The organism is Oceanobacillus rekensis (assembly GCF_002153375.1).
In the GTDB taxonomy this organism is placed as follows: Bacteria; Bacillota; Bacilli; order Bacillales; family Amphibacillaceae; genus Oceanobacillus; species Oceanobacillus rekensis.
This window is the reverse complement of sequence record NZ_MTBQ01000006.1, coordinates 1-13762: the sequence shown is the minus strand read 5'-3', so window position 1 is coordinate 13762 and position 13762 is coordinate 1. Positions and strand designations below refer to the sequence as shown.

The 13762-nt window shown below is 38.8% G+C and carries 13 protein-coding genes, 8 tRNA genes and 2 rRNA genes; 3 read left to right on the top strand and 20 right to left on the bottom strand.

What is annotated here, in order from left to right; all coding sequences use genetic code 11:
- Window positions 1-408 precede the first annotated feature (408 nt).
- From glmM to sigW, 5 genes are all read right to left on the bottom strand, one after another.
- Window positions 409-1749, bottom strand: coding sequence for a phosphoglucosamine mutase (gene glmM, locus BV906_RS14370; RefSeq protein ID WP_087974332.1), 1341 nt, complete (start codon window positions 1747-1749; stop codon window positions 409-411).
- Window positions 1750-1791: 42 nt separating this feature from the next.
- The gene (locus BV906_RS14365) at window positions 1792-3123 is read right to left on the bottom strand and encodes a CdaR family protein (protein ID WP_087974331.1); all 1332 of its coding nucleotides are present in this window, start codon (window positions 3121-3123) and stop codon (window positions 1792-1794) included.
- The gene (gene cdaA / locus BV906_RS14360; RefSeq protein ID WP_087974330.1) at window positions 3116-3934 is read right to left on the bottom strand and encodes a diadenylate cyclase CdaA; all 819 of its coding nucleotides are present in this window, start codon (window positions 3932-3934) and stop codon (window positions 3116-3118) included. Before cdaA ends, BV906_RS14365 begins: the two co-directional genes overlap by 8 nt.
- A 285-nt stretch (window positions 3935-4219) precedes the next feature.
- A complete protein-coding gene (gene rsiW, locus BV906_RS14355; protein WP_087974329.1) occupies window positions 4220-4855 on the bottom strand; it encodes an anti-sigma-W factor RsiW in 636 nt (211 codons plus the stop codon).
- Window positions 4856-4870: 15 nt separating this feature from the next.
- Window positions 4871-5434: an RNA polymerase sigma factor SigW gene (sigW, locus tag BV906_RS14350; RefSeq protein ID WP_087974328.1), complete on the bottom strand. Its 564-nt coding sequence runs from the start codon at window positions 5432-5434 to the stop codon at window positions 4871-4873.
- Between the two features lie 182 nt (window positions 5435-5616).
- Here sigW and BV906_RS14345 point away from each other — a divergent pair, with 182 nt between their 5' ends.
- Window positions 5617-5769: an aspartyl-phosphate phosphatase Spo0E family protein gene (locus tag BV906_RS14345; protein ID WP_245844157.1), complete on the top strand. Its 153-nt coding sequence runs from the start codon at window positions 5617-5619 to the stop codon at window positions 5767-5769.
- 84 nt (window positions 5770-5853) lie between these two features.
- On the opposite strand, the gene BV906_RS14340 is transcribed toward BV906_RS14345, so the two are convergent.
- The 10 genes from BV906_RS14340 to BV906_RS14295 form a co-directional block, all read right to left on the bottom strand.
- Complete coding sequence (locus tag BV906_RS14340; RefSeq protein WP_087974327.1) at window positions 5854-6939, bottom strand: phosphomevalonate kinase; 1086 nt, start codon at window positions 6937-6939, stop codon at window positions 5854-5856.
- 12 nt (window positions 6940-6951) lie between these two features.
- Window positions 6952-7929, bottom strand: coding sequence for a diphosphomevalonate decarboxylase (gene mvaD / locus BV906_RS14335; RefSeq protein WP_087974326.1), 978 nt, complete (start codon window positions 7927-7929; stop codon window positions 6952-6954).
- An 18-nt stretch (window positions 7930-7947) separates the two neighbouring features.
- Window positions 7948-8910 (bottom strand): mevalonate kinase, encoded by a 963-nt coding sequence (mvk, locus tag BV906_RS14330; protein ID WP_087974325.1) that lies wholly within the window; start codon window positions 8908-8910, stop codon window positions 7948-7950.
- On the bottom strand, window positions 8907-10196 hold the full coding sequence (locus BV906_RS14325) for a hydroxymethylglutaryl-CoA reductase, degradative (protein ID WP_087974324.1): 1290 nt from the start codon (window positions 10194-10196) through the stop codon (window positions 8907-8909). The genes mvk and BV906_RS14325 overlap by 4 nt, the downstream gene beginning before the upstream one ends.
- Window positions 10197-10438: 242 nt before the next feature.
- Window positions 10439-10511: transfer RNA gene (locus BV906_RS14320), tRNA-Lys, on the bottom strand.
- A gap of 52 nt (window positions 10512-10563) precedes the next feature.
- A tRNA-Gln gene (locus tag BV906_RS14315) sits at window positions 10564-10638 on the bottom strand.
- A gap of 12 nt (window positions 10639-10650) precedes the next feature.
- Window positions 10651-10735, bottom strand: a tRNA-Tyr gene (locus tag BV906_RS14310).
- 42 nt (window positions 10736-10777) lie between these two features.
- Window positions 10778-10853, bottom strand: a tRNA-Thr gene (locus BV906_RS14305).
- A gap of 6 nt (window positions 10854-10859) precedes the next feature.
- Window positions 10860-10935, bottom strand: a tRNA-Val gene (locus BV906_RS14300).
- Window positions 10936-10939: 4 nt separating this feature from the next.
- A tRNA-Glu gene (locus BV906_RS14295) sits at window positions 10940-11014 on the bottom strand.
- Window positions 11015-11310: 296 nt separating this feature from the next.
- On the opposite strand from BV906_RS14295, the gene fabI reads away from it, so the two are divergent.
- Together fabI and BV906_RS14285 are read left to right on the top strand one after the other, a co-directional pair.
- The gene (fabI, locus tag BV906_RS14290) at window positions 11311-12087 is read left to right on the top strand and encodes an enoyl-ACP reductase FabI (protein ID WP_087974323.1); all 777 of its coding nucleotides are present in this window, start codon (window positions 11311-11313) and stop codon (window positions 12085-12087) included.
- Between the two features lie 421 nt (window positions 12088-12508).
- Window positions 12509-12781, top strand: a complete 273-nt coding sequence (locus BV906_RS14285; RefSeq protein ID WP_425435199.1) for a hypothetical protein — start codon at window positions 12509-12511, stop codon at window positions 12779-12781.
- 22 nt (window positions 12782-12803) lie between these two features.
- Here BV906_RS14285 and BV906_RS14280 read toward each other — a convergent pair whose 3' ends face one another.
- The 5 genes from BV906_RS14280 to BV906_RS14260 form a co-directional block, all read right to left on the bottom strand.
- Window positions 12804-13055 carry a hypothetical protein gene (locus BV906_RS14280; protein WP_087974322.1) on the bottom strand — a complete coding sequence of 84 codons (252 nt, stop codon included), beginning with the start codon at window positions 13053-13055 and terminating at the stop codon, window positions 12804-12806.
- Between the two features lie 42 nt (window positions 13056-13097).
- Window positions 13098-13170: transfer RNA gene (locus tag BV906_RS14275), tRNA-Thr, on the bottom strand.
- Between the two features lie 23 nt (window positions 13171-13193).
- Window positions 13194-13268: transfer RNA gene (locus BV906_RS14270), tRNA-Asn, on the bottom strand.
- Between the two features lie 95 nt (window positions 13269-13363).
- Window positions 13364-13479, bottom strand: a 5S ribosomal RNA gene (gene rrf, locus BV906_RS14265).
- A gap of 119 nt (window positions 13480-13598) precedes the next feature.
- Window positions 13599-13762, bottom strand: a 23S ribosomal RNA gene (locus BV906_RS14260); the annotation flags it as partial.

Below are 13762 nucleotides of genomic sequence, written 5' to 3'. Positions count from 1 at the left end.
TTTACTATGCATCATGTTATATCATGATGTGACTATATCACGATGCAACATAGTAATCAATTATTTTTTAAATATGTTAGAAAAGTAAGGTTCACAAGCTTTTAAGCGATAACCTTAGTTGCACTTATGCAGTAAGAAAGTATTTATGCTTTCTTGACTTCCAGAACAGAAGAAGCGCAAGGATATTTTAATCACATCCTTGCGCTTCTTCTCTAAAGGTTGAAAAATATTGGTGATAAACTCTTCCTTACCCTTAAGGCACTTCTTTCATTTACCCCCGATGCTAGTGTACCTAGCATTACTAATAAAGTATTTTTGCTATATAAAGAATAATAAATAACTTACACTCATATACATACAAAGAGCTGCTCCCCTTACGGAAAACAGCTCTTTGATGTTCTACTATATTTAGATTCCAGGCAACGTTTGGATTACTTTCACTACTCGGTCTGCATAACGCTCACATTCTTCTTTAGTTGGTGCTTCAACCATGACTCGAACAAGTGGTTCTGTTCCTGATGGTCTGACTAAAACGCGTCCTTGATTACCCAGTTCACTTTCTACTAATGCAATTTCATCCAAAATAGCAGGATTGCTCAATACCTCATTTTTATCTATTACCTTTACATTTATTAATACTTGTGGGAATATTTTCATCTCACCAGCAAGTTCTGATAAAGGTTTCCCCGTTTCCTTCATAACATTAATAAGTTGTATGGCAGATAACATGCCATCACCAGTTGTAATGTAATCAAGGAAGATAATATGGCCGGATTGCTCCCCGCCAAGGTTGTAACCACCTTTTCGCATTTCTTCCATCACATAGCGGTCACCTACGGACGTTTTATCACTGCGCATCCCATTTTCTTCTATTGCCTTGTAAAAACCAATATTACTCATTACAGTAGATACAACCGTGTTTTGTTTGAGTAAGCCTTTTTCATTTAAATGTTTCGCGCAAATAAACATAATTTGATCGCCGTCAACAATATTACCTTTCTCATCAACGGCAATAAGACGATCTCCATCTCCATCAAATGCCAATCCGAGATCGGCAGCTTTTTCTTTAACAAATGCTTGTAATGTCTCAGGATGTGTCGATCCCACATCCGCATTAATATTTAGCCCATCCGGCTTAGAACCAATGGAAAAGACATCCGCTTCAAGATCAGCAAATAAATGTGTTGCAAGGCTCGATGTCGCACCATGTGCACAATCAATTGCAATTTGGAATCCTTCAAAGTCATTATCAATGGTATCTTTTAGATGGGATAGATATTTTTGGCCACCTTCAAAGTAATCATTGACAATCCCAATACCTCCACCTGTTGGTCGTGGCAAATTATCTTCTGCTTCCATTAAACTCTCAATTTCATTTTCCTGTGCATCTGTTAGTTTAAAGCCATCTGGCCCAAAGAATTTAATTCCATTATCTTCAACTGGATTATGGGAAGCGGAAATCATTACACCCGCTTGTGCACTAGTAGCTTTTGTCAAATATGCTACACCAGGAGTGGATATAACTCCAAGACGCATCACTTCCGCACCTATTGATAACAGACCCGCTAATAAGGCTCCTTCAAGCATATGACCTGAGATCCGTGTATCACGGCCAATAAGGACTCTAGGTTTTTCGTGTTCCTTTATGAGTACGTAACCACCACAGCGTCCGAGCTTATATGCCAATTCAGGTGTCAATCCCTCATTAGCAACCCCTCTAACACCATCTGTTCCAAAATATTTTCCCATCTGTACCTCTCCTTTAACTGCATGCCATTCAACTTTTTTCAACTAATCACTTTCGTTAATTTGAACCAATACTTCTTCTATATCAGCAGTAAATGTCATACCCTCATTTTCTGGTCCTTCAATTATAATCGGTACTCGATGTTCCCCGGGTTCCAAGCCAAATAGATTAATTGATGCTTGGAAATCATCCACAGACAACTCACTGACCTGTTCTTGACTACCTGTCACCATTATATCAGTCATGGCAGTTTCAGGTTCCCTGTAAGTTACGGTAAGACCTTCTTCCAGTTCCTCTTCTATAATTGGTTCGTCTTCTATTACTTGGGTATCCTCTATAATTGGTTCGTCTTCTGCAACTTGGGTATCTTCTGTAATTGCTTCGTCTTCTGCTACTTCTGCTTCGTCTTCTGCTTCTTCAGCCTGCGCCTCTTCTACATCAATCGTTACCTCAATTGTTTCCAAATCTGGAGCATTTACACCCTCTGGTAATGTTAGTTCTGCTTCAACAGTGCCTGATTCGGTTAATTTAGATAAATCAATTGCTTCCGTCGAGACTTCTGTAATATCTCCCAATATATCACTTGTTGCGTATACTTCAACTTCTTCTAAATTAGCTGAAATTGAATTTAGGGAATACCCTTCAGGCATTTCACCGGTAGTCTCCACTGTTATAGGTACTGATTTACTCGGATTATCTAGTTCTGCAGATACTTGTACACTTTCAGGTTCAATTCTAACATTTAACTCGTTACCCTGTGTATCATAGACATTTACTGGAACTTCTCGATTGTTAATCGATCCTTCCAATCCCTCTAAATTAACATATACTTTAACTGCACCAATTTGCTCAATTACCGACCTTGAACTCGTTATTGTTACTGACTTAGGCTCCACCTCATGACTAACCAATTCATATCCTTCAGCCATCTTATCACTATTAATAAAGTCCGCAACGACACTGAATTCTTCACTGGCCCTTTCCTCAATCGTAACTGGAATTGATTTCGGTTCGATAAAAGTCTCTATATCCTTCGATATAGTATGCTGTAATTCAACCGTGTGCTCCCCTTCTTCCAGACCATGTAAATTTACAAATACATCAAAATTACGCTGTGAAATCAACGGCATTACCTTGCCAGATGAACCTTGAAGGTTAACCGTAACGTATTCAGGTACCCCACTGACAACATAGTTTTCATCGTCGATTTTAATTTCAACTGGAACTTCGTCTAACATATGTGATTGATCTGTACCGGAAAATGTAGAATCGGATTGGGATGAATTCTCGGATACATTTACAAAGGTATAAATGAACACTGCAAAGATTAATGAAATGATTCGTACAAACCATTTGCTTTTAAACCAGTTATCCATTCTTATTCCTCCGTTTCCATGTCTTTTTTTCCGCGGATTTTGGAGTTAAAGGTAAATGTGTACGCATTATATTACGAAGATCGTCCTGATCCACGTCCCTATGCAGCTCCCCATTCTTCGTATAGGAAATGGCACCCGTTTCCTCGGAAACAATAATCGTTAATGCGTCTGTAGCTTCACTGATACCCATAGCAGCACGATGCCTTGTCCCTAGTTCCTTCGATATAAACGGACTTTCCGATAACGGTAGATAACATGCAGCTGCCGTTATTTCACCTTCCTTAATAATAACAGCACCATCATGGAGTGGTGTGTTCGGTGTAAAGATATTTGTCAATAGCTGATGTGTCAATTTTCCATTTATAGAAATCCCTGTTTCAGCATATTCTCCGATTCCCGTTTCCCGTTCAATTGATATTAATGCACCAATTCTTCTTTTCGCCATATAACTGCATGACTGAACAATTGCTTCAATCTCTTCTTGCAGAAGTTCTTCTTCTGATTTGGCACTCCGGGAAAAAATATTTCCCCTACCAAGTTGTTCAAGTGCTCTTCTAAGTTCTGGCTGAAATAAAATAATAATTACAATTAACCCCCAGGAAATGGCTTCACTTGTCAGCCATTGCATCGTTTGGAGATTTAGTATAATACTCATTGCCCAAACGAAAAGAACGACCGCAATCCCTTTTAATAGTTGGATTGCTTTTGTTCCCCTGATCAACATCATTAATTTATATAATACATACCAGACGAGAGCTATATCTACGCCTATTCTTAGCAGATCTAATACATCAAAACCCCCATCAAGCATGCACACACATCCCTTAACAGTATAAATTCACTTCATTGTTGTTCGAATTTTAAAAGCCTACTTATCTTTTGGAAGTTCCCTATAATATATATAATTAGTCACGGTAATTATTATAACATATTTTCCCTGAAACATATTCCCATAACCTCGGCCCAATCTATAAAAAACACAGATAAGTTAATTACCTTATCCGTGTTTCTTACATACAATATATTTCACAAAAATGAGTATTCAAATTGACCGAGAAAGCTCGTATTATTTTCACCGGACTTTTTGAACATGCCCTTAGAAGGAAAAGACACTTTTAAATATATCTTTGACCTTGTACCACATCCACTCAAATACTCGATCAACGGATTCAAATTCTCCATTTACCCCCCCAGCAGAGGCCATCAGATTTTCACCTTCTAATGGGTTCTCTTCAATCAGTTCACCATTCACCAATGTTACATTACCATCAATCGTACCATTTATGATTAAGTTGCCATTTTTGACTAGAACATCACCTGGAACCGTTACTCCCTCAGGTACGATTACAGTATCTCCTTCGATAATCAGCTCATCCTGCTTAGACACTACTAATTGAGTATCCTGACTCCAAGAAGAGAATATCCCGCCCATCATCAAGATAAAGAATAGAGCTGCTGCTGTTAGTATCGGATGCACTTTGAACCAACGCTTATAAGTTACACGCTTCTTTTCAGTCGGCAGATTCTTCATGACCTTCTGCGTAAAGTCTTCTGGTGCTGAAAAGTGTTCCGCACTCTTAATCAATGTAATGGTACGCTTTAATTCATGGAAGTGATGTTGGCAGTCCGCACATGTTTCTAAATGTGTGCGCAACCCACATTCCTCCGGTTTCGTGAGATCCCCATCCAAATATTTATGCATTAATTCAATTGATTCTCTATTACAATCCATGTAGAACACACTCCTTTACACATGACGAAGCCGTTTTCTTAATGCTTCCCTTCCTCGATGTATTCGGGTTTTCACCGTTCCTAATGGAATATCAAGGATTTCACTTATTTCTTGAAGGGAAAACTCCTCCAAATAACGCAACATAATAATGCTTCGATACTTTGGTGGAAGTTGTGAGATTTCATGATGAATATAACGTTGTAATTCCAAACCTTCCACTTCTTCTCCAGGGAGACGTTCCTCGCTCGCCAATTGAGAATACATATTTAAACCTTCAGCTCCTTTTATTTCTGCATCCAGAAAATAATCAGGTTTCCGTTTTCTGATTCGGTCTATCGTTAAATTTGTAGCAATACGATATAGCCAAGTGGAAAACTTTCTGCGGTCGTCGAAGGAATGAATATTAACATATGCGCGGATAAAAGCCTCTTGAGCCATATCCTCCGCCTCATGTGCATTACCAAGCATTCGAAAACAATGCTGGTAAATTTTACTTTGATAAAATGAGACTACATCACCAAATGCAGCCTGATCACCTTTTTTTACTTCTTTAATTTTTTCTTTTATAAATTGATCCATATGGTTACCTCCGCTTACTATGCGGTACTTGTTATACGAATATGTACTACAAAAGGTTTCAATCTTATTTTGTACTTAACGCATTTATTTTACCTGTCACAAAATATTCATATATATATGTTTAAAGTTAAACAAAATTGGGTACTTTTCTATTATAGTATACTAGATTGGAGGAAAGTTTTGTGACTAAAATTAATTTAATCGAAAAAATTGAAGAGTGCCGTGAAGAGATGATTCAACTTTCCTACACACATGACCTAACATCTGAAGCAGTCATTTCCTCAAGTGTTAAGCTGGATCATCTTATAAATGAGTACCAAAAATATGTGTCATAATAAAAAAAAAAAAGACATCCATTTTCTTATGAAAACTTGAAAATAATGTCTTTTTTTATTGCTTCATTTAGTAAAAAGTGTTTTCTATTCCGCATTCGATGGCCTGAGGTTCAGAGCTTTGATTCCAGCCTTTTCCCAAGCCTCCATCAATTCATCTGCTTTTTCCTTGGTTGGCATAAACGCAATACCACAATCGCCTCCACCAGCACCTGAAGGCTTTCCAGCACCACCAAGTGATTCAGCCAAGTCACATAGTTTACTTAACAGCGGTGTTTCAATCGATATGTTCGCATGCCTTCCAACTGTAGCCAATGCTTCCCTATTCTCTTTTACGCCTTTTAGAAGAAGGTCAATATTTCCCTCATTCACACCAGTTAAAAAATCTGCTACTGCTTCATCACTTTTTTTTAGGAAAGATTCAAATGCTGCCGGTTTATCAATTTTTAACTGTAATATTTCGTCAACAAGTTTCGCAGTTGATGCCGGTTTACCAGTCCACCCCACACAAAAGTGAACATTTCTTGGCATTATAATTGTTCTTGACGAATAATAAACCCAATCCTGTTCAACTAATTCGGTTACGGAATTACGATGGTAATAAGCACCCTTGAGCCAATCCGCCTGGAAAGAGGTATATTGCAATAACCCACCATAGGATGATGCTGCCACATCTGCACCAGATCCATTTCCTTGTGTTTTTACATGGGAAATTGCTGCAAGTTTAAACACAAGTTCAGGCATTGGTTCTTCAATAAGAAACTCTTTTAAAATAGCTTTCACAACCGAAGTGACAACCGCAGCACTCGATCCTAATCCATACTTTATCCCTGTTTCATCATCAAGCTCACTACGAATGGATAGATGGAATGGATTTATCGTTATATTCTGTTCTCTCAAGTAGGTATAACTAATGGTCATAGCATCACGAACAAAGCGAACCCTATCATCATCTGTAAGAATTGTTATTTCATTATTCGCGTATCCCCACTCCAGATCCTGCAAATTTAAGTCATGCAAAGTAAGCCCGTTTGCAGTCGTTCTCTCAATCGTTGCATATACGAACCTGTTTACGGCCATAACCGCTAAATGATGATGGGGTTCAAGAACAGCAAACTCCCCGGCGATCATTAATTTACCTGGAACTTTTATGGTCATTGATTTACTTAGCAAATTATTCAACCCCTATAGGTAGCTTATTCCCTGACCTGGTTTACTTAAAATCACATCGGTTACACCGGGAATATTCCGAAGTGTTTGTTGCACCGTTTCTTCATCCTCGGGTAAGTAGAGAACTTTAACATTTGGCCCTGCATCAATTGTAAAATATGCAGGTATTCCTTTCTCTCTCATATGCTGAACGGTTTGCATCACACGCATTGTTGCATCATGCCAATATGTAAAGGGCGGATTTGCAGCCAATGTTGTTGCATGCATCTTTAAACAGTTGGCTTCCGCAATACTGCCTGTCTTTTCAAAGTCCTTTGTCTTGATAGCATCCTTTATTTCAACTAAATCCTTAGGTATGCTGTCAATCCACCCCGAATAAAAAGCAGATGTTTCCACTGTTCTTTTCATTCCCTCACGACTCGACACCTTTTTCATTGTTGACGAAAGAACAACAGCAGCTACTCGAACATCCCAATGTCCAGCAGGTGCGATTGGAACAGCAAATGAATCTGAACCGTCTTCTTTATTTCCCATTTCCCACTCTGCAAATCCACCGTAAATAGAACGGCTTGCTGAGCCAGACCCTTGACGAGTGAGCCGTGATAATTCCGGGTTATCCAATTCCAAGCCAATCGCTTTTGTTCCTGCTGCAGCCAGCGCCGCAAAGCCGGAAGCAGATGAAGCAAAGCCTGCTGCAGTAGGAACATCATTTTTAGAATGAACAGTTGCGTATAGGTTTTCTTTCCCTGCCAACCCGCGAATTAAATCAAGAAATTTGGTTACGCGTTGGTGTGAATCACCTTTCACTGGCTTGTTATCAAGCATAAATTGGTCTTGGGTCAAGTTTTCCTGAAAGTCTACAGTTGTTGTTGTAAAAAAACCATCCAATGTTAAGGAAAGACTGTTGTTCGTAGGTAGAATCAGCGCTTCATTACGCTTTCCCCAATATTTTATTAAAGCAATATTCGTATGCGCTTTGGCTGTAGCTTTCATCATCTATCTCCCATTTCTTTAATTTTGCTTTTTTAAAACGAATGGCCATACGGATGTCGCCCCATATTTCCTTAACTTTTCCGCAAGTTGTTTGGAATGTACTTCATTTTGGGCAAGAGCGATAACACAACCACCATTACCACCACCAGTCAATTTCGCTCCAAGGGCACCTTCTTTACGAGCAAAATAAATTAGCCTGTTTAAGCCTGCATCACTTACCCCCAAAGCTTCCAATTCTTTCTGTGCTTCATTCAGAAGTTGTCCTAAGAATTGTTTACTAGCCTTTTCCAAAGCATCCTTCGCATGATGTGTTAATTCACCAATCCGATCAATTTTCCTTTGTATTCGCTTTGGTGCCGACTTTAATAAACGTGCTACCGATTCGACCGAGGTCCTTGTGTCCCCAACTCTACCCGAATCTGCAACAATAAAATGAAAATCCTCACCGAGATCAATATAATCAATCGGATGCTCCTTTTCATACCAAACCGGTGTTTTTGAAGTTATCGTCAATGTATCAATCCCACTTGGTGCTCCATGTGCATACGTTTCTGCGACATTTGCAAGCATGAGTAATTCGGACTCGGTACACACTCTATCCGCAAAATCAAACAAGGATCTGATGATAGAAATAGCGACAGACGCACTGGAACCCAAACCTTTTCCAGGCGGTATCGAGGAATTAATCCGTATCAATAAGTCTTCACAAGGAATATCCAGGTAATCAAGTGTCTTATTGATGCAACGAACAATTCCATGTAACGATTCAGGAGCCAAATGCAGTGGTCCATGATAAAAGGTACTGTCCATTTTAATGGCACCCGGTACATATTCAATAACTGTTTCAACGCCAATTAATGGAAAGGGGATCGCAATCGCTGGTTGCCCGTGTACAACTGCATGCTCTCCGATTAAAATTAGCTTACTATGAGCTATACCTATAGCTGTTTTTTCTGAAGTTGTTACTTTTTCTGCACTCATTTTTTATACTGCTCCACCAATTCTTTAGCTTTTCCGACACGGATTTGTTTTTGCTCGATTAGTTTTTCTGCAATGATATCAATCATCTCCCCTGAAGCTCCTGCTGCAATTGCAACAGAGCGAGAATGTAGAGCCATATGCCCTTTTTGAATACCATCTGTCGCCAATGCCTTCAAAGCTCCGAGATTTTGTGCCAATCCAACTGCTACAATTACTTGTGCAAGTTCCTTGGCAGATTTTATATCCATCATAGAAAGGGAAAGCTTTGCCAATGGATGGACCCTTGTTGCTCCACCAACAGTTCCCACCGACATTGGTAATTCAATTTCCCCAATAAGATTTCCTGTTTCGTCTTTATACCATTTGGTCATGGAACCATAACTGCCATGTCGGGAAGCATATGCATGTGCACCAGCCTCCACCGCACGCCAATCATTCCCTGTTGCAATGACAACAGGATCAATCCCATTCATAATTCCTTTATTATGTGTAACTGCACGATATGGATCCGATGCCGCAAATTCATATGCATGGATTACTCCATCGCGCACTTCCCCTCCCGAATAATCTCCAGTAGCAAGCATTTCAGGAGGAATCACACATCTCGCCCTAGCCAAGCATTTATCAGCAAAGTTTGACAAAATTCTTAAATAAACGTTACCCTTTGTTAACTCTTCGACAATTGGTGCAATCGATTCAACCATTGTATTAATGATATTCGCACCCATTGCATCACGTGTATCAACATATATATGGAGGACAAGCATCTGCCCATATTTCGAGTCACTTTCTTCATTAAGAATACGAACATCTAAATCCTCTGTCCCGCCTCCACGGCTTACAATGCTCGGATAAGCGGCATTTGCAGCTTTTATCAATGATTCTTTTTGGTCTAATAAATCCTGCTTTGCTTTTTTATAATCCGGACAGCCTACCACTTGGATTTGTCCAATCATTATTCTTTCCGTTGCTTCGGTTTGAAATCCCCCAGCATCTCTAACAATTTTAGCTATATGGCTGGCAGAAGCAATAACTGACGCTTCTTCAATCGCCATTGGTATAACATAGTCTTTCCCGTTTATAAGGAAATTCAATCCTAAACCTAATGGAAGCTGGAATGTACCTATAACATTCTCGATCATTTTATCCGCTGTTTCAATAGGTAAAGGCTCATTTATATATAGATCATTCATTTCTTCTGAAGAAAATTCTAGCGCCATTCTCAGTAGGTCCCGCCGTTGTTCAACAGTCATATTATAAAAACCGGGAATTCTGGAAGATTTCATCCTGGATCATCCTTTAATATAGAAATTATATAATATTCTTTCATACGCAACGATTGTAAACTAAATAAATTATAACACGAATTCCTTATATTTTTCATTAGAAGCTACTTTGTGTTAGCTCGTCAAAAGACCGATGTTTCCTTTTGAGATAAATTCATTCATCAAATACAAATAAACAAGGTTGTATGTATGCTACCATAACGACCTTGTTTATTGCTGTTACTTATACAGATTTAAACTGATGAGCCATGAAGGATTCGAACCTTCGACCCTTTGATTAAAAGTCAAATGCTCTACCAACTGAGCTAATGGCTCATAAATATACTTTTATTTAACAAGAATTCTCAAAGATCCTTCATAAATAAAATGGCTGGGCTACTAGGATTCGAACCTAGGATACACGGGATCAAAACCCGATGCCTTACCGCTTGGCTATAGCCCAACAATACAAACATGGTGGAGGGGGGCAGATTCGAACTGCCGAACCCTGAGGGAGCGGATTTACAGTCCGCCGCGTTTAGCCACTTCGCTACCCCTCCGTAAATATTGTTAACTATAATAGTTAAATTATACAAAAAGGATGGTGCCGGCCAGAGGACTTGAACCCCCAACCTACTGATTACAAGTCAGTTGCTCTACCAATTGAGCTAGGCCGGCTAAAAATGGTGGAGGATGCAGGGCTCGAACCTGCGACCCCCTGCTTGTAAGGCAGGTGCTCTCCCAGCTGAGCTAATCCTCCATATTGGTGACCCGTACGGGATTCGAACCCGTGATACCGCCGTGAAAGGGCGGTGTCTTAACCGCTTGACCAACGGGCCAATATATGACATATATACATTTATTATCATCAGTTGTAACAATCTGTCGCAGACTGACGAATTTTATTATATCGAGTATCGTTAACTTTGTAAAGAGGAAAATGATATTTTTATTAATTTATTTTAAAAAACCATAAAAACATCATACAAAGACAGGTTTATTCTAATATTTTGAAAAAACCGGATTGTATCCCCAGGGCAAATTGTTGCCAAAATACTAATTTAGAAGTTATCGTTTCATTGCCTGGTTCTAATAGGTTATAATAAACTAAAGAATTAAATTGTGGAGGTTTATTATGTCTGGTCTATTGCAAGGAAAAAATGTAGTAATAATGGGTGTAGCAAATGAAAGAAGTATTGCATGGGGAATCACAAAGTCGTTACACAACGCAGGGGCAAACTTAATTTTTACAAATAGACAGGAAAGATCATATCAGAAGTTAGTGAAATTATTAGAGAAACATGAAATAGATGCAAAACTAATTGTATCCTGCGATGTTGCAAGTGATGAAAGTATCGGGCAAGCTTTTGGTGAAATAAAGGAGAAAATAGGAACGATTCACGGTCTCGTTCATTCTGTTGCCTTTGCCAATCGCGAAGAACTTAAGGGTGAATATGCAGACACATCACGAGAAGGTTTCTTAATAGCGCAGGAAATTAGCGCATACTCACTTGTTGCTGTTACAAAAGCAGCTAAAGAAGTGATGACTGATGGCGGTAGCATTGTTACACAAACCTATTTGGGTTCTGAACGTGTTATTCCAAACTATAATGTGATGGGGGTTGCCAAGGCCTCTCTTGAAGCAAGTGTAAGATACTTAGCCGAGGACGTAGGTAAATATGACATCCGCGTCAACGCAATATCTGCAGGCCCTATCCGTACATTATCTGCCAAAGGTGTATCTGGCTTTAACGATAAAGCAAATATAATTACTGAAAAAGCACCACTTCGACGTAATGTTGATCAGGATCAGGTTGGTGATGCAACATTATTCTTTATAAGTGAACTTTCCCGAGGCGTTACAGGAGAAGTTTTACATGTTGATTCAGGCTATCATATTATTGGTGGCTAATTGCAAATTTGAAAACCGTTTTGCTTATTTATAGCGAAGCGGTTTTTTTATTAAGCACATATTAGTACCAGTGGTTATTTTTACGCTAAAAGCTTCCGAGGTGAATCGAATTAATGAATCCTTCTTTATTATTTCTATAGAAATGTTATTTTCGATTGTATTTGAATAAGCGTTGGTGTACATGCATTTCAATACTTATACAGAATGAATGATTATTTGAAGATAGGGTAAATCTTCTAGATACAAAATAGCTCCCAACCTCAGAAAATATATAGATTAAAGATTATTTACTGAAATAGTTATGCAACAAATAAGAAATTTAATTTTATATTTCTCCCTTCATATGACACTAGCCCAATAACATTAGTAGGCAACTGCATAGGTTAATAAAGGAAGTAACTTTTGAAGTGAGGGTTGGTTTATGACTACAGATCAGAATAATCAATTGCAAGGATATTCCAATAAGTTATATCCATATACAGGATACCCTATGGAAGGCAACCATGAACAAGGATATCTTCATGAGGATTACCGATTCCCATTAGTACCATTTGTTGGAGGAATTGCAGGAGGATTGTTGGCTGGTGCACTTTTATATCCGCAACAGGGAGCATATTACCCACCTTACCCTCCTTATCCACAATATCCTCCATATGTTTATTACCATCCTTATTATCCAGGATATTATAGGTGATAAAAGGCTAAACCATCTTGTTCTATTTTGGGGGCACTTCATTTAGAAATGCACCCCATTTTTTTAATCGATTTAATTCATTCATGCAGTTAATAAACCCAACTTCTTCAACATTAAGGTCATCGTCATTCACATCTAAAGCCATCGAACCCTTCAGAAAGTACCTATTTCTCCAATTTAGTAACCCTATTTTTGACTCTTCATCTAGTATTTCAGTAATTTGGATTGGGCAATAATCGGAACCAAAATAAAACTTCCATAAAATTACATACACAAAGAAACGCTCATCCCCTTACGAGACAAGCGTTTCACAAAGAGCTTCCAATCCGATTTGAACGGACGACCCCTTCCTTACCATGGAAGTGCTCTACCTGCTGAGCTATGGAAGCGTATTTATTCCTGAAAACAAAAATGGCTCCACAGGTAGGATTCGAACCTACGACCGATCGGTTAACAGCCGATTGCTCTACCACTGAGCTACTGTGGAATAATGTAAATTAACTTTATAACTTATAATGCCATAAAATCAAATATAATATTCATAAATATATGTATTTAATAGAAATTTATATTAAAAAAGTAGCCTGGCGGCGTTCTACTCTTGCAGGGGCAAAGCCCCAACTACCATCGACGCTGAAGAGCTTAACTTCTGTGTTCGAGATGGGAACAGGTGTGACCTCTTCGCTATTGCTACCAGACCTTCCTTAAAAATAAGGACAAGTTTTATTATATACATTTCCATATGAAAATGCAAGGTATTTTTTAGTTTATACCTTCAAAACTAAATAAGAGTAAATCAACACATCAATAAAGAAGTTTAGTTAAGTCCTCGATCTATTAGTATCCGTCAGCTGCACGTGTCACCACGCTTCCACCTCGGACCTATCAACCTCATCGTCTCTGAGGGATCTTACTCACTCGAAGTGATGGGAAGTCTCATCTTGAGGGGGGCTTCATGCTTAGATGCTTTCAGCACTTATC

Excerpts from the sequence above, each read along its gene's own strand:
- sigW (WP_087974328.1), bottom strand. The coding sequence starts at position 5,434 with ATGGATCAATTTATAAAAGAAAAAATTAAAGAAGTAAAAAAAGGTGAT.
- BV906_RS14285 (WP_425435199.1), top strand. The coding sequence starts at position 12,509 with ATGACTACAGATCAGAATAATCAATTGCAAGGATATTCCAATAAGTTA.
- BV906_RS14365 (WP_087974331.1), bottom strand. The coding sequence starts at position 3,123 with ATGGATAACTGGTTTAAAAGCAAATGGTTTGTACGAATCATTTCATTA.
- glmM (WP_087974332.1), bottom strand. The coding sequence starts at position 1,749 with ATGGGAAAATATTTTGGAACAGATGGTGTTAGAGGGGTTGCTAATGAG.
- BV906_RS14325 (WP_087974324.1), bottom strand. The coding sequence starts at position 10,196 with ATGAAATCTTCCAGAATTCCCGGTTTTTATAATATGACTGTTGAACAA.
- rsiW (WP_087974329.1), bottom strand. The coding sequence starts at position 4,855 with ATGGATTGTAATAGAGAATCAATTGAATTAATGCATAAATATTTGGAT.
- mvaD (WP_087974326.1), bottom strand. The coding sequence starts at position 7,929 with ATGAAAGCTACAGCCAAAGCGCATACGAATATTGCTTTAATAAAATAT.
- mvk (WP_087974325.1), bottom strand. The coding sequence starts at position 8,910 with ATGAGTGCAGAAAAAGTAACAACTTCAGAAAAAACAGCTATAGGTATA.
- fabI (WP_087974323.1), top strand. The coding sequence starts at position 11,311 with ATGTCTGGTCTATTGCAAGGAAAAAATGTAGTAATAATGGGTGTAGCA.
- cdaA (WP_087974330.1), bottom strand. The coding sequence starts at position 3,934 with ATGCTTGATGGGGGTTTTGATGTATTAGATCTGCTAAGAATAGGCGTA.